General features: G+C 72.8%; 18 protein-coding genes. 14 read left to right on the top strand and 4 right to left on the bottom strand.

Annotation, left to right across the window (positions count from 1 at the left end):
* The first annotated feature begins 21 nt into the window (after positions 1–21).
* The 3 genes from MED01_RS04085 (at position 22) to MED01_RS04075 (ending at position 2,155) form a co-directional block, all read left to right on the top strand.
* Complete coding sequence (locus MED01_RS04085; protein WP_238667217.1) at positions 22–1,236, top strand: ABC transporter permease; 1,215 nt, start codon at positions 22–24, stop codon at positions 1,234–1,236.
* Between the two features lie 53 nt (positions 1,237–1,289).
* Positions 1,290–1,598, top strand: a complete 309-nt coding sequence (locus MED01_RS04080) for a hypothetical protein (RefSeq protein WP_091403607.1) — start codon at positions 1,290–1,292, stop codon at positions 1,596–1,598.
* Between the two features lie 125 nt (positions 1,599–1,723).
* Positions 1,724–2,155 carry a hypothetical protein gene (locus MED01_RS04075; RefSeq protein ID WP_372493575.1) on the top strand — a complete coding sequence of 144 codons (432 nt, stop codon included), beginning with the start codon at positions 1,724–1,726 and terminating at the stop codon, positions 2,153–2,155.
* A gap of 51 nt (positions 2,156–2,206) precedes the next feature.
* Here the strand turns inward: MED01_RS04075 and MED01_RS04070 are convergent, their stop codons facing one another.
* The gene (locus tag MED01_RS04070; protein ID WP_372493574.1) at positions 2,207–3,211 is read right to left on the bottom strand and encodes an ABC transporter ATP-binding protein; all 1,005 of its coding nucleotides are present in this window, start codon (positions 3,209–3,211) and stop codon (positions 2,207–2,209) included.
* Between the two features lie 2 nt (positions 3,212–3,213).
* Here MED01_RS04070 and MED01_RS04065 point away from each other — a divergent pair, with 2 nt between their 5' ends.
* From MED01_RS04065 to MED01_RS04050, 4 genes are all read left to right on the top strand, one after another.
* Positions 3,214–3,900 carry an ABC transporter permease gene (locus MED01_RS04065; RefSeq protein WP_091403225.1) on the top strand — a complete coding sequence of 229 codons (687 nt, stop codon included), beginning with the start codon at positions 3,214–3,216 and terminating at the stop codon, positions 3,898–3,900.
* On the top strand, positions 3,897–4,637 hold the full coding sequence (locus tag MED01_RS04060) for an ABC transporter permease (protein ID WP_210780819.1): 741 nt from the start codon (positions 3,897–3,899) through the stop codon (positions 4,635–4,637). The genes MED01_RS04065 and MED01_RS04060 overlap by 4 nt, the downstream gene beginning before the upstream one ends.
* A 200-nt stretch (positions 4,638–4,837) precedes the next feature.
* Positions 4,838–5,842, top strand: a complete 1,005-nt coding sequence (locus MED01_RS04055) for a glycine betaine ABC transporter substrate-binding protein (protein WP_238667215.1) — start codon at positions 4,838–4,840, stop codon at positions 5,840–5,842.
* Positions 5,843–5,952: 110 nt separating this feature from the next.
* The gene (locus MED01_RS04050) at positions 5,953–7,635 is read left to right on the top strand and encodes a hypothetical protein (protein WP_238667214.1); all 1,683 of its coding nucleotides are present in this window, start codon (positions 5,953–5,955) and stop codon (positions 7,633–7,635) included.
* Positions 7,636–7,654: 19 nt separating this feature from the next.
* Here MED01_RS04050 and MED01_RS04045 read toward each other — a convergent pair whose 3' ends face one another.
* The 3 genes from MED01_RS04045 to MED01_RS04035 form a co-directional block, all read right to left on the bottom strand.
* The gene (locus MED01_RS04045) at positions 7,655–8,842 is read right to left on the bottom strand and encodes an NADH-quinone oxidoreductase subunit D (protein ID WP_181539454.1); all 1,188 of its coding nucleotides are present in this window, start codon (positions 8,840–8,842) and stop codon (positions 7,655–7,657) included.
* On the bottom strand, positions 8,839–10,116 hold the full coding sequence (locus tag MED01_RS04040; protein WP_238667213.1) for an SAM-dependent methyltransferase: 1,278 nt from the start codon (positions 10,114–10,116) through the stop codon (positions 8,839–8,841). Before MED01_RS04040 ends, MED01_RS04045 begins: the two co-directional genes overlap by 4 nt.
* Positions 10,117–10,183: 67 nt before the next feature.
* Positions 10,184–11,095 carry an SDR family oxidoreductase gene (locus MED01_RS04035; protein ID WP_238667212.1) on the bottom strand — a complete coding sequence of 304 codons (912 nt, stop codon included), beginning with the start codon at positions 11,093–11,095 and terminating at the stop codon, positions 10,184–10,186.
* A gap of 118 nt (positions 11,096–11,213) precedes the next feature.
* On the opposite strand from MED01_RS04035, the gene MED01_RS04030 reads away from it, so the two are divergent.
* The 7 genes from MED01_RS04030 to nadC all read left to right on the top strand — a co-directional run bounded on the left by MED01_RS04030 (position 11,214) and on the right by nadC (position 17,942).
* Positions 11,214–11,789 (top strand): TetR family transcriptional regulator, encoded by a 576-nt coding sequence (locus MED01_RS04030; protein ID WP_238667211.1) that lies wholly within the window; start codon positions 11,214–11,216, stop codon positions 11,787–11,789.
* Positions 11,790–11,900: 111 nt separating this feature from the next.
* On the top strand, positions 11,901–12,875 hold the full coding sequence (locus tag MED01_RS04025) for a Rossmann-like and DUF2520 domain-containing protein (protein WP_238667210.1): 975 nt from the start codon (positions 11,901–11,903) through the stop codon (positions 12,873–12,875).
* 55 nt (positions 12,876–12,930) lie between these two features.
* Positions 12,931–13,779: a pantoate--beta-alanine ligase gene (panC, locus tag MED01_RS04020; RefSeq protein ID WP_238667209.1), complete on the top strand. Its 849-nt coding sequence runs from the start codon at positions 12,931–12,933 to the stop codon at positions 13,777–13,779.
* A 45-nt stretch (positions 13,780–13,824) separates the two neighbouring features.
* Complete coding sequence (gene panD, locus MED01_RS04015; protein WP_196920095.1) at positions 13,825–14,253, top strand: aspartate 1-decarboxylase; 429 nt, start codon at positions 13,825–13,827, stop codon at positions 14,251–14,253.
* A 96-nt stretch (positions 14,254–14,349) separates the two neighbouring features.
* A complete protein-coding gene (locus MED01_RS04010; RefSeq protein ID WP_238667208.1) occupies positions 14,350–15,246 on the top strand; it encodes a septum formation family protein in 897 nt (298 codons plus the stop codon).
* A 108-nt stretch (positions 15,247–15,354) separates the two neighbouring features.
* Positions 15,355–17,049: an L-aspartate oxidase gene (locus MED01_RS04005; RefSeq protein WP_238667207.1), complete on the top strand. Its 1,695-nt coding sequence runs from the start codon at positions 15,355–15,357 to the stop codon at positions 17,047–17,049.
* Positions 17,046–17,942, top strand: coding sequence for a carboxylating nicotinate-nucleotide diphosphorylase (nadC, locus tag MED01_RS04000; RefSeq protein ID WP_238667206.1), 897 nt, complete (start codon positions 17,046–17,048; stop codon positions 17,940–17,942). The genes MED01_RS04005 and nadC overlap by 4 nt, the downstream gene beginning before the upstream one ends.
* Positions 17,943–17,959 lie beyond the last annotated feature (17 nt).

The raw sequence follows: 17,959 nt of genomic DNA, 5'->3' as shown, positions 1-17,959 counted from the left end.
GGCCACTGGGGAGGCGGCGTCATGGGGTACGAAGAAGCGGGCCGGGACCGGTCGGCCGAACCCTCGTCGGGGGTGCCGGCCGCCGTCCTGGACAACGTCTTCGACGATCCCGCCCACGGTGAGCCCGGCCGGGACCGGATCGGCGTACACCTGGGGTGGGAGCTGCTGCTGCTGGCCGGGCTGGCCGCCGTGAGCTGGCTGCTCTGGCGGGAGGATCCGGCCGCGGTGCGCGACGGCAACCTGCGCACGCTGCTGATCGACGCGGTCGGGCTGGGGTTGCTCGCCCTGGCCGCAGGGCTGAGCCTGCGGACGTCCGCGCCGAACCTGGCCGTCGGCCCGATCGCGGTGGCGGCCGCCCTGCACTACGCCGAGCAGGGTGACCGGGGCCTGCCGGCGTCGCTCGGCCCGGCCGTGGCGGTCGCCGCGGTGGGTGGGTTGGCGTTGGCGCTGGCAGTGGTGGTGCTGCACGTGCCGGGCTGGGCCGCCAGCCTGGCCGGCGCCGCCGCCGTGGTGGTGTACATCGAACGCCGCTCGGCGCCAGTGCTGGTGCAGGGCGACTACGACCCCACCAGCAGCGCCGGTTACCTCTTCGCCGGCTTCGCCGCGGTGGCCGTCCTGGGCGGGCTGTTCGGCGCGATCCGGGCGATCCGCAGGCTCGTCGGCAGGTACCGACCGATCGCCGACCCGGCCCGTCGGCGGGGCGCGGTGGCCGCAGTGGTGACCGCCGTCGCGCTTGTCGTCTCCACGGTGCTTGCCGCTCTGGCCGGCGTGCTGCTCGCCGCCAACGGCCCCGGGCCGGTGGCGCCCACCTCGGGGCTGGACTGGACAGTGCTGGCCATCGGGGTGGCCCTGCTCGCCGGCACCAGCGCGTACGGCCGCCGGGGCGGGGTGTTCGGCACGCTGCTGGCGGTCGGCCTGGTCACTGTCTTCCAGGTGTACGCGCCGGAGCGTGGCTGGACGCTGAGCAACTGGGTGGTCGGCGGGGCGGCGCTCGGCGTCGGGCTGCTGGCCACCCGGCTGGTCGAGACGCTCGGGCGGCCTCGACCGGGCGGCCCTGAGCGGCCCGAGCCGGTCAGCGACGGCACGATCAGCTCGGGCTGGACCACACCGCAGCCGCAGTCCGTCGACAACTGGCCTCCCACGCTGCCGACCCAGGCCGCGCCGCAACCGGTCGACCCGTGGCGGGATCCCCGGTGGGAGGACGGCCCGCGACGGTGGGACACCGATGAGCGGTGAGCCGCGTCGCGTCCGCCGAGCCGGAGCTGATCTCGACAGTTAGGCTCGGCGACATGACCGACTCACCTGCCGCCACCCCGGGCGGAACCTCGTTCGAGGAGCTTGACGCGCTGTCCACCGAGGAGTTGCGGGAGCGGGCGTTCGCCCGGGCCCGGGAGCACCGGGACGTGGGCTTCTTCTGGTCGGTGCTGCGCCACCTGCCGAACGCGGACGAGGCCACGGTGCTGGATGGCGCCCCGAACTCGATCGGCCCGACGATCGACGAGGCCAACGCGCTGTGGCGGGAGCTGACCGGTCACGGCTACGAGGAGTCGGCGCCGCTGCTGCGGGCCGCCTTCATCGACTACCTGATGAAGCACTGAGCCGCTCGGGGCAGCCCAGGTCCACCCGAGCCACCGGCTCGGGGTCTGGGCGGATCGCGTCGCTCGTCAACCGTTCCGGCCCGGTCAGCCGCTACGGCACGGCCGCCGGCACCGGCGCGCTCGCCGTGTTGCTGCTGGTCGGCATCTGCGGCAGTCCGGCGTACACCGGATGGGCCGTCACCCTCACCGACCCGGAGTCGGCCGGGGCCTTCTACGCGCGCCTGCTCGCCTGGCCGGCCTGGCGGCTCGACGCGGACGGGCAGGCCGGCGGGTTGTTCGCCGCCGACCTGCGAGCCGTGCTGCTGGTGGTCCTCGCTGTGGCGCTGCTCTACCTGTTGCCCGCGGCCCAGGTCGCCCGGGTGCCCGGCCCGGTCAGCCAGTTCTTCTCCGGCTGGGCCGCATACGTGCTGGCTGGCGGGCTGGCCGCAGTGCTCGCGGCGCTGCTCGGCCCTGCGCCGTCGCTCCTGGGGGCACTGCAGGACGCCAGCACCGGTGCCGGTTACGGCTTCCTCACCGGGTGGATCATCGGCATCGCCAGCCTGGGCGGTCGCGCTTGACCTGGCCGAGGCGGGGTCAGACGCGACGGTCGTGCCTGCCCCAAACGGGGGTCAGCTGCTCGGGCGGCCGAGGTCGAGGAGGCGCTGTCGGCTCAACGCGCCCACCGGCCGGCCGGCGTCGGTCACCAGGAGCCGGTCGCGGCCCGAGGTGAGCAGGACCGCCAACGCGTCGTACGCCGAGCCGTCCACAGCGACGGTGGGCAGGTCCGGTGCGGCGTCCTCGGGCACCGGCTCCAGCGCCTCCCGGTCGAGCGGGGTGACCGCCAACCGGCGGATGCCCCGGTCGGCGCCGACGAACTCGCGTACGAACGCGGTGGCGGGTGCGCCGAGCAGCGCGGCCGGGGTGTCGTACTGCTCCAGGTGCCCGCCCTCGGAGAGGACAGCGATCCGGTCACCGAGTCGGACGGCCTCGTCGAGGTCGTGGGTGACCAGCACGATCGTCTTGCGTACCTCGGCCTGGAGGCGCAGGAACTCCTCCTGGAGGCGGGCCCGGACGATCGGGTCGACGGCCGAGAACGGCTCGTCCATCAACAGCACCACCGGGTCGGCGGCGAGCGCCCGGGCCACCCCGACCCGCTGCCGCTGGCCACCCGACAGCTCGTGCGGGTAGCGACCGCCGAACTCCGCCGGGTCCAGTCCGACCAGGTCGAGCAGCTCGTCGACCCGGGCCCGGGTCTGGCTCTTGGGCCAGCGGAGCAGGCCCGGCACGGTGGCCACGTTGGCCCGCACGGTCTGGTGTGGAAAGAGACCGACGTTCTGGATCACGTACCCGATTCGACGGCGCAGTCGCACCGGGTCGACGTTCGTGACGTCCTCGTCGCCGAGCGTGATGCGACCGGCGGTCGGTTCGATCAGGCGATTGATCATCCGCAGCACCGTCGACTTGCCGCAGCCGGACGGGCCGATCAGCACCACCAGCTCGCCGGCCCGGACCTCCAGGCTGAGGTCCCGGACAGCTTCAGTGCCGTTCGGGTAGCGCTTCTGGATGCCCTCCAGGGAGATCGACGCCGCGCGAGGGGATTGGGCCACGCCGGCAGCCTCCGGGGTAACGTCCACGTATGTCCTTCCGCCTGAGCTACCGGGCCGACCCGGGTAACCCCTGGTTCTCCTGGCAGTACGTGCGGGACAACTCTGACACGATCCTCGCCGCGGTGCGCGAACACGCCTCCCTCACCGGGCGAGCGGTGCTGATCGCGGTGCTGATCGCCCTGCCGTTGTCCGTGCTGGCGTACTGGGTCCGTCCGCTTGCCGGTCCGATCCTCGCCGTCAGCGGGGTGGTCTACACGATCCCGTCGTTGGCGCTCTTCGCGTTCATCGCCCCCTACCTGGGCACCGGTGCGACCACTGTGCTGGTCGGGCTGGTCCTCTACGCGTTGCTGCTGATCGTGCGCAACGTGGTGGCCGGTCTCAACCAGGTGCCTCCGGAGGTTCGGGAGGCCGCCGAGGGCATGGGTTACGGTCGCTGGAGGCGGCTGTTCCGGATCGACCTGCCGCTGGCGCTGCCGGGCATCGTGACCGGCGTACGGCTGGCGACGGTCTCGACGGTGGCGTTGGTCACTGTCGGGGTGCTGGTCGGGCACGGCGGGCTCGGTCAGTTGATCTTCGCCGGCTTTCAGAACAACCTCTACAAGGCCGAGATCATGACCGCTGCACTGCTCTGCGTGGCGCTCGCCGTCGTGCTCGACCTGCTGCTCATCCTGGTCGCCCGACTGGTGACTCCCTGGTCCACCCGGAGGGCACGGTGACCGTGGCGGAAAACCCGATCGGGCAGGCCATCACCTGGATCAACGACCCACTGAACTGGACCAACCCCGGCGGCATGCTGGACCGGCTCGGCGAGCACCTGACGATCTCGGCCCTGGCGGTGGCGCTCGGCTGCCTCGTGGCCTGGCCGCTCGGGCTCTGGTTGGGGCACCTCGGTCGAGGTGGCGGCCTCGTGGTGCTGATCTCCAACGCCACCCTGGCCATCCCCACCCTGGCGCTGCTGACCATCCTCCCGGTCGTCTTCGCCAGCGGCTTCGGGAAGACACCGGTGGTGGTGGCACTGGCTGTCTTCGCCGTGCCGCCGCTGCTGGCCAACGCGTACACCGGGGTGCGCCAGGTGGACCCGGAGGCCCGCGACGCGGCCCGGGGGATGGGCCTGTCCGGCGGGCAACTGCTGCGCCGCGTGGAGTTGCCGCTCGCGGTGCCCTACCTGGCCGCCGGGTTCCGTACCGCTGCGGTCCAGGTGATCGCGACAGCGGCGCTGGCCTCCTTCGTCAACGGCGGCGGCCTGGGCCAGATCATCCGGACCGGCTTCGGCATCGGTATCGCGGCCGGCGGCGGACAGATCGTCGCCGGTGGTGTGCTGGTGGCCGGGCTCGCGTTGCTGGCCGAGGTGGTCCTCGGCGGCGTCGAACGGCTTGTCACCCCCAAACCGCTGCGGCGCGGGCGGCAGCGCCTCGGGCGGCCCCGGGCCGCCGACGCCACCGGCAGCGCCTGACCCGTCCGGGTGAGCCCGCGTCGAGCTGGCGACCCACGCCCGTCAAATCGGTGACGATGGGGTGACGAAGTCCATCCCAAGTTGTCGGTCGGTTCCGGAGCATGTTGGGTGGACATTCGCGGGCGGCCGACAGTCAGGATCGCCCGTCGGACACGCGGCCGGCCCGGGACGGGCCGCGCCGGGACACGGAAGGCGGGCACATGCGCGCACGTACACGTCTGGCGATCGGGGCGGTCAGCGCCGTCGCCGGGGCAGCACTCCTCACCGGCTGCGGTGACGCCGGCTCGTCCGGCACCGACGCACCCCAGACGAGCGCCTCCGGCGCCGGGTGCGCCCCGGTCGCCGGCCAGCAGCTCATCGCTCTGCAGGACGACAAGAAGCTCCAGAACTCTGACAACGTCATTCCCGCGGTCAACAGCAAGGCGGCCAACCCGCAGTTGATCGCCGCACTGGACAAGGTCTCCGCCACGCTCGACACTCCGAAGCTGATCCAGCTCAACAAGGCCGTCAACGAGGACCGCAAGACCCCCAAGGTGGCGGCCGAGGAGTTCGCCAGCGCCAACAACCTCACCGCGGGCATCGCCAAGGGCCCGGGCGGCGACATCACGGTGGGCGCCGGCAACTTCGCCGAGAGTCAGATCCTGGGCGAGCTGTACCGGATCGCGCTCACCGCCGCCGGCTACCAGGTCAAGGTGCAGCAGATCGGAAACCGGGAGCTCTATGCGCCGGCCCTGGAGAAGGGCGAGATCCAGGTCGTCCCGGAGTACGCGGCCACAATGGCCGAGTTCCTCAACACCAAGGCCAACGGCCAGAACGCCCAGCCGGTCTCCTCGCCGGACATCAACACGACGGTGACCGCGCTGAAGGCCGAGGGCGACAAGGCCGGCCTCACCTTCGGCACCCCGGCCGCCGCACAGGACCAGAACGCCTTCGCGGTGACCCAGGCCTTCGCCGACAAGTACGGCGTGCGGACCCTCTCCGAGCTGGCGGCGAAGTGCTCCGGCAGCGCGACTGTGCTGGGTGGCCCGCCGGAGTGCGAGCAGCGTCCCTTCTGCAAGCCGGGCCTGGAGAAGACCTACGGGCTGTCGTTCGGCAAGTTCTCCTCCCTTGACCAGGGCGGGCCGCTGACCAAGAGCGGGCTGCGCGACGGCTCGATCAGCGTGGGTCTGATCTTCTCCTCGGATGGCGCCTTCGCCACCAGCTGAGCGCTTTCCGCACGTGCTGTGGACGCCCTCGCCCCCGACCGGGCGGGGGCGTTCGCGCGTCCCGGGGACCCCGTTCCCTCCGGTGGATATCGTGGGTAGGCTGCACATCCATGCCAGCCCCGGCCACCTCCGACGCCCGGCGTCAACCACCGCTGCTGACCATGCTCTTCTGGGCCGGCGTCGCTCTCGCGCCGGTGGCGGCGCTGATTCTGCTGGTGGCCGACGGCAACGGCCCGTTGCGGTTCGCCGCGGTGCTCGCCATCCTCGCTGTGGTGCTGATCGGCCTCTCCATCGCGTTGCGTCCCGACGGCGAAGGCGCCTCGGCGCGGACCGACGAGTTGCTGGACGAGATCGAGGAGCTGCGTCGGGAGTTGCGCGGCGAGATCGTGGCCGCCGCCCAGCGCGGTAACCAGGCGCTCGACCAGGCCCAACGGGCCCAGGAGGGGATCGCCGCGGTGCGCCGCCGTCTCGACGCCAGTGGCGCCGCCCTCGCCGGTGCCGCCCCCGCAGTCGAGCAGGCTGGTGCCGGACGTGCGCGGGTGGCTGCCGTCGAGCCGCCGGTGGACGACACACCGGTGGCCCGTAACCGGGGCGACGCGCAGGCCGGCCGCGCCCGGGTGTCCGGCCCCGACGACGCGCCCCGGTGGGGGCGCCCCGAGCACCAGGACGACGAGCCGGCGTACGCCCGGGAAACCCCCGAGCCGCCGGCCGCCGCCGGGATGTACGGCGGGGAACGGGCGGCCGGCACCGCGTACGGCTCAGCCCGCCCCCGGGAGCACGACCGCCCCGAGGCGGCGCACCGGCCGGCCGGCGTGGTCCGACACACCGAGACCGTGCACGTCACCACCCGGCACACAGTGGTGGACGGTGGCCCGGCCGAGCCGCCCGGTCGCTACGGCGGCGGGTACGCCGGTCAGTGGACCCCACCCGCACAGGAGTGGACCCGGGGCGGCGACGCCGATCAGCCCCCGCGCCCGTCCGGCCGGGCGAGGAGCGAGCCGGAGCAGCACCCCAGAGCCGGGTACGGTGACGAGCCGGGTTGGACGGGCCGCCGGGACGAAGCGGAGTGGACCGACCGGCGCGACGCGTACGCCCAGCCCGACGAGCCAGCCCCGGCAGCCCGGTCACACCGCACCCCGGAGAGGCCGGCGGAATCCTGGGACAGCCCGGACGATCGGGGCTGGTCGGAGCAGCGCGACCGGGCAGGCGTCCAGGCACCACAGGCCGGGCCGCCGCTGCGGGCCGACGACACCGGCGAGTACTGGTCGCAGCTGCGGGCCGGTGACCGGTGGGCCGCCGTCCGCGACGACGAGAACGGTCGCGAGTTGCGGGTCGGCGAACGTCGGGCCGAGGTGCACGCCGACGCCACCGGCACCGAGTACCGGGTGGCCGACCGCTGGGCCGCCGTCCGCCACGAGGAGCCGCGCCGTCACGAGGACGCGGCCCGCTACGAGGAGCCGCACCGCTACGAGGAGCCGCACCGCTACGAGGAGCCGCGCCGTCCCGAGGAGCCGCGCCGTCACGAGGACGCCGGCCGCTACGAGGACGCCGGCCGGTATGAAGAACCGCGCCGCCACGACGGTGGTCGGCGGGCCGAGCCGGGAAGGCCCGCGCTGCCGGTGGGCGGGGTGCCGGTGCCGGACGAGTGGCGTCCACCGCGCCAACGCGGCCACCAGGCGGAACCCGCCCCGGAACGGACCGGCCGGCGGCGGGTCGACGAGCGCTACGGCTACCCGCCGCAGGACGACGTACCGCGTGCCGGCGGCGCGCCACCCACCGACCGCTGGCGGTGACCGGTCAGGCGGCCCGGGGTCACTTGTCGATGTCGCCGACCACGAAGAACATCGAGCCGAGGATCGCGATCAGATCCGGGACCAGGCAGCCGGGGAGCAGGGTGGCCAACGCCTGCACGTTCGCGTACGAGGCGGTGCGCAGCTTCAACCGCCACGGCGTCTTCTCACCCCGCGACACCAGGTAGTAGCCGTTGATGCCGAGCGGGTTCTCCGTCCAGGCGTACGTGTGCCCCTCCGGCGCCTTGAGCACCTTCGGCAGCCGGGTGTTGATCGGCCCGGTCAGCCGGTCCACCCGGTCGAGGCACTGCTCGGCGAGGTCCAGTGACGCGTACACCTGGTCGAGCAGCACCTCGAAACGGGCGTGGCAGTCGCCGGCGGTCTTGGTGACCACCGGCACGTCCAGCTCGTCGTAGGCCAGGTAGGGGTCGTCGCGGCGCAGGTCCAGGTCGAGCCCCGAGGCCCTGGCCACCGGGCCGGACGCGCCGAACGCGGCGGCGTCCGCTGCGGACAGCACGCCCACCCCGACGGTGCGGGCCAGGAAGATCTCGTTACGCCGGATCAGGTGGTCCAGGTCGGGCAACCGGCGGCGTACCTCGCCGATCGCCGCGCGGGCCCGCCCGGTCCATCCGTACGGCACCTCTTCCTTGAGGCCGCCCACCCGGTTGAACATGTAGTGGATCCGGCCACCGGAGACCTCCTCCATCACCGCCTGGATGGTCTCGCGTTCCCGGAAGGCGTAGAAGATCGGTGTGATCGCCCCGATCTCCAACGGGTACGAGCCGAGGAACATCAGGTGGTTGAGCACCCGGTTCAGCTCCGCGAGGGCCATCCGCAGCCAGGTGGCCCGCTCCGGCACCTCCATGCCCATCAGGCGTTCCACAGCGAGCACCACGCCCAGCTCGTTGGAGAACGCCGAGAGCCAGTCATGCCGGTTGGCCAGCACGATGATCTGCCGGTAGTCACGCACCTCGAAGAGCTTCTCAGCGCCCCGGTGCATGTAACCGACGATCGGTTCACAGGCGACCACCCGCTCGCCGTCGAGCACCAGCTTCAACCGCAGCACACCGTGGGTGGAGGGGTGCTGCGGGCCGATGTTCAGCACCATGTCGGTGCCGAGCTGCTGATCACCGGTGCCGGCGATCAGCCCGGCCCCGGTGCCGACGGTCAGTTCACGGAGGTCCCCGGCGTCGGTGGTCATGCCCGTCATCGTGCCACGGCCGGCCCGAGCGGGATGCCGACCGGCTGGCGCAACCACCAGTGCCCGCCGAGCCCGGCCGGGTCGGTCAGCTCGGCCACCGCCGACGCGGCGGCCAGCGCCCGCACGTAGCCGACCGGGTCGGTGCCGGCCAGGCTGAGCGGCGGTCGCCCGCCGTCGGCCCCGAGCGCCCGCAGCGCCTCCCGCTGCAGGACCAGGGAGTACGCGCACCGGGCGACCGCCGCACCGGCGGAGGCGACCGAGTCCATTGCCACGTGCGCTGTGACGTCACTCGACCCGTCCGGCACCGGGGGCACCTGCCGCCCACCCCGATACCCGGTCAACGTCCCGTCCACGGGCCGGCCCGTCTTCAGGTGCCCGTAGTCGACGGCCACCGCCAGCCCTCGGCTGATCTTCCGGACCGCGTTCGCCCAGGCTTCGTCCCTCGGTCTGCCGATCTCTGCTCGGTGGTCGCTGTGGGGGGTTTCGGGGCAGCCCGGCCGGCTCCGGGCGGTCAGGCTTGATCCCTGCGCCGGCCGGGCTGCCCGGAAACCCGACCCGCTTCCGCTGGTCGCATCGGTAGAGGTTGAACCACCGGTCAGGTCGCGGTCCGCATCGCGAGGGCTCGCGGGACCAGGCCACCAGGTGGTCAGCCAATCAAGATCGGTGGGACTGACCAACTCGCCAACCGTCTCCATGCCGCTGTCGGGGTCGACCAGCACATATCGCCAGCCATCGGCGGTGTGCACCGCCACGTCGAGTGGGACGTTGTCCAGCCATTCGGTAGCGATCAACAGTCCGGTGATCCCATCGGGGATCTCAGACACCCAGTTGATCTCGTCAGGCAGGTTCTCGGGGCGGCTGGCGTACTCGACTGCTGTGAAACGCATCCGCTCTGCGAGCGACGGACGATCGGCGACCAACGACGGATCGTCGGGCGACCGACGGGCGGAGGCCGTGGGAGTCAGGGTTTCCGGGGAGCCCGACCACGGAGGGATCAAGCCTGACCGCCCGGAGTGGGCGGGCTCCCCGGAAACCCCCACCGCGCCCCCGACGAGAGAACGCAGCAGCTCCCCCCGCCCAGCCCCGACGTCGACCACGTCGAGCCGTGGCGGATGGCCGAGAGCGGCGTCGACCTGTGTGAGGAGGCGCAGCAGCGCGGTGGCGAAGGCCGGGGAGGCGTGCACGCTGGTCCGGAAGTGATCGGCCGGCCCGCTGCCGGCCACGAAGAAGCCGTCCGGCCCGTAGAGGGCGTGGCTCATCGCGTCCCGCCACCGGATCGACATCGTTCTCCTCAGGTTCAGCATGGGTAGCCGTGCCGACCCTACGGTCACCGCCGGGCGGCTTCGTGGTTCAGGCTTGGAAGTAGTGCCCTTCGTGCAGGTCCGCGATCAGGCCGGGCTGGGTCGGAGTCCAGCCCAGCAGTTCGCGGGTGAGGGCGGACGACGTGGGGTTGTCCATCTGTGCGAACGACCCGAGAAAGCCGAAGTGGTCGTTGGCCTCGGCGGGGCTGATGCTTCGGACCGGGATGCCGAGGTTGTCGCCGATGGCTGCCGCGATCTGCTGGAAAGGGACGCCCTCGTCGGCGGCTCCGTGCAGGCGCGTACCGGCTGGGGCTTTTTCGAGGGCGAGTCGGTAGAGCACTGCCGCGTCGAGCGTGTGTACGGCCGGCCACCGGTTGCTGCCGTCGCCGACGTAGGCGGCGTACCCCTTGCGGCGGGCCGCGGCGATGATGGCGGTGATGAAGCCGTAGTGGTCGAGTGAACTGTGCACTGTGGGCGCGAGCCGGACGATGGAGGAGCGCACGCCGCGGGAGGCGAGGCCGGCCACGAAGTTCTCCGCGTCGATCCGGTAGCCGCCGGACGGGAAGGTGTCGCGTTCGGTGCCGGGGCGGCCGACGATGCCACCCATCACGAGCATGGCCGTTCCGCCGGTGCCGACCAGGGGCTTGCCGGAGTCGGCCAGGCCGTCGGCGAGTGCCGTGAGGGCGTCCAGGTCAGCTCTGGCGGCGCCGGCCAGGTCGCCGTTGATCATGAGGTCGTGGCGGAACGCCAGGTGGATGACTCCGTCGGCGGCGGCTGCCTCGTCCCGGAGCACGTCGAGGTCGGACAGGTCGCCGCGGTGTGCCTGAGCACCGAGCTTCTCGATGGCGGCGGCGGACGTGTCGGAGCGGGCGAGGCCGACGACCTGGTGCCCGGCGGAGAGCAGTTCCGGGACGACTGCGGAGCCGAGGTGGCCGGAGGCGCCAGTGACGAATACGCGCATTGTGGTTCCTTCGTGAGTGCCGATGTCACCTTGCGACATAACCGTAGCTCGCGTGATGTCACACCGCGACATGTGGAACGAATTAATGTCGCGGTGTGACATCGGATACCATCGCCGCATGGCTCGCTGGCAACCTGACGCACGCGGCCGCCTGGAGGCGGCCGCCTTCGAGTTGTTCCGCGAGCGCGGCTTCGAACAGACAACTGTCGCGGACATCGCCGCCCGTGCCGGCCTCGACAAACGCACCTTCTACCGACTCTTCGGCGACAAGCGCGAGGCGCTCTTCAGCGGCAACGGGCACCTGGAGGAACTCCTGGTCCGCTCGGTGACCGAGACCGACGCCGGCCCCTTCGAGGCGGTTGTCGCCGCCTTCCGCCTGGTGGCGGAGGAGATCTTCGCCGACCGCCTGGAGCTGGTCCGAGCGCGGCAGACCATCATCGAGAGCAGCCCGGAGCTACAGGAGCGTGAACTGCGCAAGACGGGCTCACTGGTGGCCGCCGTCACCGCCGCCCTGCGCGCCAGGGGCCTCGACGAGACCACTGCCACCCTGGCCACCGAGTCGGGTGCCACGGTCTTCCGGGTCGCGTACGCCCGCTGGGTCGCGCCCGACAGCGACGCCCCGCTCAGCGACCTGATCGCCGAGGTGGCCGCCGAGCTACGCGCCATCACGTCGGCCCCGACCGAAACGCCCTGACGAGCCGTCTCGTCGGTGGTGAAGGTTTTCACACATGCTTGTCCCGGTTCGGCGGGCCGGGCGCATACTTGCGATCGACCGGTACCCCTTCTCGAGGACTGGATCATCGTCATGAGCGCACCGTTGCGCCCGCGTCCGGCCGGCCCACCCGGGCCCGCCGCCTCGTGGGATAGCGCCGTTCCCGGCGCCCGCGCCACCTCCCGTCTGCTCACCGTCGGTGTCGTTGGCGCCGGTCGGGTCGGCGCCGTGCTGGGCGCCGCGCTCGCCGCCGCCGGGCACCGGGTGGTTGCCGTCTCCGGCAGCTCCGGAGCCAGCCGCGCCCGCCTCGCCCTGCTGTTGCCCGAGGTGCCTCGCCGCCCGGTCGCCGCCGTGGCCGACGCCGCCGCCGACCTGCTGCTGATCGCCGTGCCGGACGACAGGCTGGCCGGTGTGGTGACCGGCCTCGCCGAGCAGGGCGCGCTGCACCCGGGCCAGATCGTCGCGCACACCTCGGGAGCGCACGGCCTTTCCGTGTTGGGGCCGGCCGTCGCGGCCGGCGCCCGGCCGCTCGCCCTGCACCCCGCGATGACCTTCACCGGTACGCCGGACGACCTGGCCCGGCTGGACGGCATCTCGTACGGGGTGACCGCCCCGGCCGAGTTGCGCCCGCTGGCGGCCCGGCTGGTAGCCGATCTCGGTGGCGTGCCCGAGTGGGTGGCCGAGTCGGATCGTCCGCTCTACCACGCCGCGCTGGCCCACGGCGCGAACCACCTGGTGACCCTGGTCAACGAGGCGACCGACCGGTTGCGGGACGCCGGGGTGTCCCGGCCGGAGAAGGTCCTCGCCCCGCTGCTGCGGGCCGCCCTGGAGAACGCGCTGCGGCTCGGCGACGACGCCTTGACCGGGCCGGTCTCCCGCGGCGACGCGGGCACCGTGCAGCGGCACCTGGCCCGGTTGGCGGCCACCGCACCGGAATCCGTTCCCGCGTACCTGGCGTTGGCCCGTCGTACCGCCGACCGGGCGATCGCCGCCGGCCGGCTGCGGCCGGTGGACGCGCAGTCGCTGCTCGGCGTACTGGCCGAGAGTGGTCGGGAGGTGGCCGCGTGAGCATGAGGAGTGAGCCGATCCTGCGAGCCCCGCAGTCGCGAACCGAGGTGTCGCCGTGACCCAGGTGGTGCACACGCGCGCCGAGTTGGCCGAGGCCCGGGCCGGGCTGAAGGGCACCGTCGGGGTGGTGATGACGATGGGTGCGCTGCACTCCGGGCACGAGACGTTGCTGCGGGCGGCCCGGGAACAGGCCGACCACGTGGTGGTTACGGTCTTCGTGAACCCGTTGCAGTTCGGGCCGAACGAGGACTTCGACAGGTACCCGCGCACCCTCGACGCCGACCTGGAGGTGTGCCGGCGGGCGGGCGCAGATCTTGTCTTCGCCCCGTCGGTGGCGGACATGTACCCGGAGGGGCAGCCCCGCGTACGCCTCGATCCGGGCCCGCTCGGCGCCGAGCTGGAGGGGGCGAGCCGCCCCGGCTTCTTTCACGGGGTGCTCACCGTGGTGCTGAAGCTGCTCCAGCTCACCCGGCCGGACCTGGCGTTCTTCGGCGAGAAGGACTACCAGCAGCTCACCCTGGTCCGGCGGATGACCCGCGACCTGGACGTGCCGGTCGAGGTGGTCGGCGTACCGACCGTCCGGGAGCCGGATGGGCTGGCCCTCTCCAGCCGCAACCGTTACCTGGGTGAGCCGGAGCGGGCCGCCGCGCTGAGTCTGTCCGCGGCGCTGCGGGCCGGCGCGCAAGCCGCCGACGACGGGCTGGACGCGGGCGCGGTGCTGACCGCCGCGCACGCCGCGTTCGGCGCCGGTACGCCCGGTGCCCGCCTCGATTACCTGGTGCTCACCGATCCCGAGTTGGAACCGGGGCCGGTGGCTGGGCCGGCGCGGCTGGTGATCGCCGCCTGGGTGGGTGCCACCCGGTTGATCGACAACGCGGCGATCCACCTCGCTCCGCGCCCCTGACCCGGCCGTACCACCCTCCACCGATACCCGCGAAAGGCCACTGCGATGTTGCGGACCATGCTCAAGTCGAAGATCCACCGAGCCACTGTGACCCAGGCCGACCTGCACTACGTCGGTTCGGTGACAGTGGACGAGGATCTGCTCGACGCCGCCGACCTGCTCCCCGGCGAGCAGGTGGCGATCGTGGACATCACCAACGGCGCCCGGCTGGAGACGTACGTGATCCCGGGCGAGCGGGGCAGCGGCGTGATCGGCATCAACGGCGCCGCCGCGCACCTTGTGCATCCGGGTGACCTGGTCATCCTGATCTCGTACGGGCAGATGGACGACGCCGAGGCGCGGTCGTACCGGCCACGGGTCGTGCACGTCGACACCGACAACAGGGTGATCGAGTTGGGTGCCGATCCGGCTGCGGCGGCGCCCGGCACCGCCGGGAACCCGGTGCCGAGCCCGTTGGCCGTGTCCGGAGTCTGATCCCGCGTACCGCGATTCCGGTCTGTTACCAGAAGGTCATTTCCGGTTACCCTGGGCACGCTGGCGGAAGCCGGTCGGTGGCTGGGGGAGGCCGCGATGAGCCGTGCCATGACGACAGTCTTCGCCGCTGCCGTGACGGCAGTGCTGCTGGTGGGCTGCGCCGGGTCCGGCGGCCTGGACGGTGATCTGACCGACGACTGGGCGGCGTTGCCGGCGCCGTCGGCGTTCACCCCGGCCGCCGGTGTGTGTCACACCGCCGACTTCACCGATCTGGTCAGCCTGGCCAACTATGAGCCGGTGGACTGCGCCGGGCCGCACCGTTTGGAGACCGTGCACGTCGGGGTTTTCCCGGCCGAGCGGACGGCCGCTCCGGCGGGTGGTTCGGCCGCGCTGCGGGGCGCGTTCGCCGAGTGCGACACCCGGGCGACCGGCTACGTGGGTGACGACTGGCGGTCCGGCAGGCTGCGGCTGTCAGTGGCGCTGCCCAACGGGCTGGGATGGGCGGCGGGTTCCCGGTGGTTCCGCTGCGACCTCACCGAACTGACCACCGTCGAGGCGGCGGCGACAGTTGTGGTCCGGTCGGGCAGTCTGCGGGACGCGTTGAAGGGGCCCACCGGGCTGCGCCTGGGCTGCCAGCAGACCCGCGGTGGCGCCGGCCGGGGTGTGCAGACGCTGACCCCGGTGGAGTGCGGCAAACGGCACGACGCCGAGTTCGTCGGGGTGTGGCGCGCACCGGATAAGGCGTACCCGACCCGGGACGCCGACTGGCTGCCGCTCTACACGGGTTGTCGTAGCGTCCTGGCCCGGTACGCGGGCGTACCTGACGACGCCACGCTGCGCTTCCGCAGCGGTGTGGTGGTCCGTCCGCCGGGAGCGGGGCGCTGGAGGGTCGGTGATCGGGGCGTCCGCTGCTACCTGTGGCTCAGCGACCGTACGGTGACCGCCTCGTTGAAGGGCGCGGGCCCGGCTGGTCTGCCGGTCCGGACGAAGTGACCACTGCCTGACTGTCGGCACGGCGCGGAGCGCGCCGGACGGGGTCGCCCAAAACACTCGTCCCGCCCCCGCCGCCCCGGGCGAGGATGGTTCGGGTTGACTGGGGGGATGGACCTCCCGACCGTCGACCTGCCTGCCCTGCCCGCGCTGCTGGCCGCGCCCGCGCCCGGCTGGGTGGAGACGACCGACGTGATCGTGGTGGGCTCCGGCGTGGCCGGGTTGACCGCGGCGCTGCACCTGCGTGAGGCCGGTCTGCACGTCACGGTGGTCACCAAGGTCAACATTGACGACGGCTCGACCCGGTGGGCGCAGGGCGGCATCGCCGCGGTGCTCGACCCGGCCGACACCCCGGCGGCGCATGCCCGGGACACCGAGGTCGCCGGGGTCGGACTGTGCGACCCGGCGGCGGTCCGGGTGCTGGTCGAGGAGGGCCCGACCCGGCTCCGTGAGCTGATCCGGATCGGCGCCGAGTTCGATAGGCACCCGGACGGCTCGTTGATGCTGACCCGCGAGGGCGGGCACCGGGCGGACCGGATCGTGCACGCCGGCGGCGACGCCACCGGCGCGGAGGTGCAGCGGGCCCTGCACGCCGCGGTGCAGCGCGACCCGTGGATCCGGCTGGTCGAGCACGCCCTCGTGCTGGATCTGCTGCGCGCGCCCGGCGACGGCCCGGACGGGCTCGGCCCGGCCTGCGGCATCACCCTGCACGTGTTGGGTGAGGGCAGCGAGGACGGCGTCGGCGCGCTGCTCGCCCGTGCCGTGGTGCTCGCCACCGGCGGCATGGGGCAGATCTTCTCGGCCACCACCAACCCGGCGGTCTCCACCGGGGACGGGGTGGCGCTGGCGCTGCGGGCCGGCGCGGCGGTGACCGATGTGGAGTTCGTCCAGTTCCACCCGACCGCCCTGATCACGCCGTCCGGCGCGGGGGTGCCCGGGGCGGGGCACGCGCAGCAGCCGCTGGTCTCGGAGGCGTTGCGCGGCGAGGGCGCGTACCTGGTGGACGCGGACGGCAAGAGGTTCATGGTGGGCCAGCACGAGTTGGCTGAGCTGGCACCCCGGGACGTGGTGGCCAAGGGCATCCACCGGGTGCTGCTGGCCACCGGCGCGGACCACGTCTTCCTCGACGCACGGCACCTGGGCGGCGATTTCCTGGCCGGTCGGTTCCCCACGATCGTGGCGTCCTGTCTGGCGATCGGCGTGGACCCGGCGACCGATCTGATCCCGGTGGCGCCGGCCGCCCACTACGCCTCCGGCGGGGTTCGGACCGATCTGCGCGGCCGCACCTCCATCCCCGGTCTGTACGCCTGCGGCGAGGTCGCCTGCACGGGCGTGCACGGCGCGAACCGGCTGGCCAGCAACTCGCTGCTGGAGGGTCTGGTCTTCTCCCGGCGGATCGCCGAGGACATCGCGGCCGGCCTGCCCGAGCAGGCCCAGCCGGCGGAGACCGGCGCGTGGCGGGGCGGGACGGGCTGGGTGCTGCCCGCGGAGGTGACGCCGATCCTGCAACGGGCGATGACGCGGGGGGCCGGGGTGCTCCGGTCCGCGGCGACGCTGGCGGGAACGGCCGGTACGTTGACCGACCTGGGCGTTGCCCGGGGCCGGCCGCGGACCGCCGACTGGGAGGCGACCAACCTGCTCACCGTGGCGTCGACGCTGGTTGCCGCCGCGTACGCCCGTGGTGAGACCCGGGGCTGCCACTGGCGGGAGGACTTCCCGACGGCCGACGAACGGTGGCTGGGCCATCTGGTGGGGGCGGTCGGGGCGCAGGGCCGGGTGACGCAACAGTGGGAGGGAAACTCGTGATCGAGTCGACGGAGACGGCGTTGCGGGCGGCTGGGTTGGATCCGGCGCACGTACGGCAGGTGATCGAGGGCGCGCTGGTCGAGGATCTGGGCCCGGATTTCCTTGACGTCACAAGCGTGGCCACCATTCCGGCGGAACAGACCGACACCGCCGACCTGGTGGCCCGCGCGGACGGGGTGTTGGCCGGGATGGCGGTGGCCGCCGCCGTGTTCGAGCTGGTGGGCGAGGTGACTGGCTTCGGTCGTACCGTCGATGTGTCGGTGCTGGCCCGCGACGGCGAGCGGGTGGCCCGCGGCGACGTGCTGGCGACGGTGACCGGCCCGACCCGGCTGCTGCTGACTGCCGAGCGGACGGCGCTCAACCTGCTCTGCCGGATGTCCGGGGTGGCCACCCACACCCGCGCCTGGGCGGACGCGCTGGCCGGCTCGAAGGCGATGGTGCTGGACACCCGCAAGACGACGCCGGGCCTGCGGGAGCTGGAGAAGTACGCGGTGCGGGCCGGCGGCGGCACCAACAAGCGGATGGGCCTCTACGACGTGGCCATGATCAAGGACAACCACAAGCTGGCGGCTGGCAGCATCACCGCGGCCTACCGGCGGGTCCGGGAGGCTTTCCCGGAGGTGCCGGTGCAGGTCGAGGTGACCGGAGTCGACGAGGCGGTGGAGGCGGTAGAGGCCGGTGCGGACTTCCTGCTCTGCGACAACATGACGCCGGAGGTGCTTGCCGAGGCGGTGGCCGCGGTGGGTGACCGGGCGGAGTTGGAGGCGACCGGCGGGCTGACCCTGGAGGTGGCCGGCCGGTACGCGGCCACCGGCGTGGACTTCCTCTCGGTGGGCGCGCTGACGCACTCGTCGCCGATCCTGGACATCGCGCTGGACCTGCGCGTCGACTAGTTGTCTAGGCTGCGTGC

The sequence above is a fragment of the Micromonospora alfalfae genome (assembly GCF_022230925.1).
Taxonomy (GTDB): Bacteria; Actinomycetota; Actinomycetes; order Mycobacteriales; family Micromonosporaceae; genus Micromonospora; species Micromonospora alfalfae.
This window is presented reverse-complemented; position numbering and strand designations above follow the sequence as displayed.

What these genes read in the sequence shown, in the direction of transcription:
- MED01_RS04085 (WP_238667217.1), top strand. Translation starts at nt 22, where the DNA reads ATGGGGTACGAAGAAGCGGGCCGGGACCGGTCGGCCGAACCCTCGTCG.
- MED01_RS04080 (WP_091403607.1), top strand. Translation starts at nt 1,290, where the DNA reads ATGACCGACTCACCTGCCGCCACCCCGGGCGGAACCTCGTTCGAGGAG.
- MED01_RS04065 (WP_091403225.1), top strand. Translation starts at nt 3,214, where the DNA reads ATGTCCTTCCGCCTGAGCTACCGGGCCGACCCGGGTAACCCCTGGTTC.
- MED01_RS04055 (WP_238667215.1), top strand. Translation starts at nt 4,838, where the DNA reads ATGCGCGCACGTACACGTCTGGCGATCGGGGCGGTCAGCGCCGTCGCC.
- MED01_RS04050 (WP_238667214.1), top strand. Translation starts at nt 5,953, where the DNA reads ATGCCAGCCCCGGCCACCTCCGACGCCCGGCGTCAACCACCGCTGCTG.
- MED01_RS04045 (WP_181539454.1), bottom strand. Translation starts at nt 8,842, where the DNA reads ATGACGGGCATGACCACCGACGCCGGGGACCTCCGTGAACTGACCGTC.
- MED01_RS04040 (WP_238667213.1), bottom strand. Translation starts at nt 10,116, where the DNA reads ATGTCGATCCGGTGGCGGGACGCGATGAGCCACGCCCTCTACGGGCCG.
- MED01_RS04035 (WP_238667212.1), bottom strand. Translation starts at nt 11,095, where the DNA reads ATGCGCGTATTCGTCACTGGCGCCTCCGGCCACCTCGGCTCCGCAGTC.
- MED01_RS04030 (WP_238667211.1), top strand. Translation starts at nt 11,214, where the DNA reads ATGGCTCGCTGGCAACCTGACGCACGCGGCCGCCTGGAGGCGGCCGCC.
- MED01_RS04025 (WP_238667210.1), top strand. Translation starts at nt 11,901, where the DNA reads ATGAGCGCACCGTTGCGCCCGCGTCCGGCCGGCCCACCCGGGCCCGCC.
- panD (WP_196920095.1), top strand. Translation starts at nt 13,825, where the DNA reads ATGTTGCGGACCATGCTCAAGTCGAAGATCCACCGAGCCACTGTGACC.
- MED01_RS04010 (WP_238667208.1), top strand. Translation starts at nt 14,350, where the DNA reads ATGAGCCGTGCCATGACGACAGTCTTCGCCGCTGCCGTGACGGCAGTG.
- MED01_RS04005 (WP_238667207.1), top strand. Translation starts at nt 15,355, where the DNA reads ATGGACCTCCCGACCGTCGACCTGCCTGCCCTGCCCGCGCTGCTGGCC.